1 protein-coding gene is annotated in these 1362 nt (G+C 64.6%); it reads left to right on the top strand.

The features are described from left to right. The first annotated feature begins 115 nt into the window (after window positions 1-115). Window positions 116-1306 carry an IS256 family transposase gene (locus tag DW645_RS09820; protein ID WP_118227350.1) on the top strand — a complete coding sequence of 397 codons (1191 nt, stop codon included), beginning with the start codon at window positions 116-118 and terminating at the stop codon, window positions 1304-1306. Window positions 1307-1362: the final 56 nt, after the last annotated feature.

Below are 1362 nucleotides of genomic sequence, written 5' to 3' on the forward strand. Positions count from 1 at the left end.
GGTGACGCATAATTTCTTTCGCAAATTGACAACCGCATAGCGGAACACGGCCCGCGCCCCGTCATATGATTTCTAGCGGCTAAACAACAAATCAACGACGAAAGGGGCACGGGCCGTGTCTGCGAACATCGTAACAGTCGACGAGGAGTCGCTGCGCAAGGACATAAAGAATCTGGTGAGGAAGACCGTCGAGGAGACGCTCAACACGCTGCTCGACGAGGAGGCGTCCGAGCTCGTAGGGGCCGGGCGCTACGAGAGGACGGCAGGCCGGGAGGCATACCGCAGCGGCCACTACGCGAGAAAGCTCGTCACCGGGGCAGGAGAGGTCGAGCTCAACGTGCCGAAGCTGCGCGGCGCGACCTTCCAGACGGCCGTTATCGAGCGCTACCGCAGGCGCGAGACTTCGGTCGAGGAGGCCATCGTCGAGATGTACCTCGCGGGCGTCTCGACCAGGAGAATCGAGGACGTCTCCGAACTCCTCTGGGGAGCGCCCGTGTCCTCCGGCACCGTCTCCAACCTCAACGAGAAGGCGTTCGCGTCCATCGAGGCCTGGCGCCAGAGGCCGCTCGAGGGCGATTACCCTTACGTTTTCGTCGACGGCATCTACCTCAAGCGCAGCTGGGGAGGGTCCTACGAGAACGTGGCCGTTCTGGTGGCCATCGGCGTCAACTCCACCGGCGACCGGGAGGTCATCGGCTGCGCGGAGGGCTACACCGAGTCGGCGGACTCGTGGCGCGAGTTCTTCTCGTGGCTCAGGGGGCGCGGGCTCTCCGGCGTGCGGCTCGTCACCGGCGACAAGTGCGCGGGGATGCTCGGTGCGCTCGAGGAGGTGTTCCCCGGGGCACGCTACCAGCGCTGCACGGTCCACTTCTACCGAAACGTGTTGGGAAGGGTGCCCGTGACCAGGAGGAAGGCCGTGGCGCGCATGCTGAAGGCGATTCACGCGCAGGAATCGCGCGAGGCGTGCTCGAGGAAGGCGGCGGAGGTGGCGGACGAGCTGGACGGGATGAGGCTCGGCGCGGCCGCGAGGACGGTGCGTGACGGCTTCTCCGAGACTCTCGCCTACACGGACTTCCCGCCGGAGCACTGGCGCAGAATCCGGACCAATAACGGTATCGAGCGCATCAACCGCGAGATCAGGCGGAGGACGAGAGTCGTAGGGACCTTCCCGGACGGCAACTCGGCCCTGATGCTGGTGACGGCGAGGCTGAAGTACATCGTGGAGCACGAATGGGGCAAGAGGAGGTACCTGGACATGTCGAAGCTGGAGGAGATGGACGAGCTGAGCAAGAAGGCGGAGGGCTAGAGCAAGGCGGGGCCGAGGCCGCCTCGATCAATTTGCGAAAGAATCTTGACGGTACC

The organism is Collinsella sp. AM23-17 (assembly GCF_003470945.1).
GTDB lineage: Bacteria > Actinomycetota > Coriobacteriia > Coriobacteriales > Coriobacteriaceae > Collinsella > Collinsella aerofaciens_O.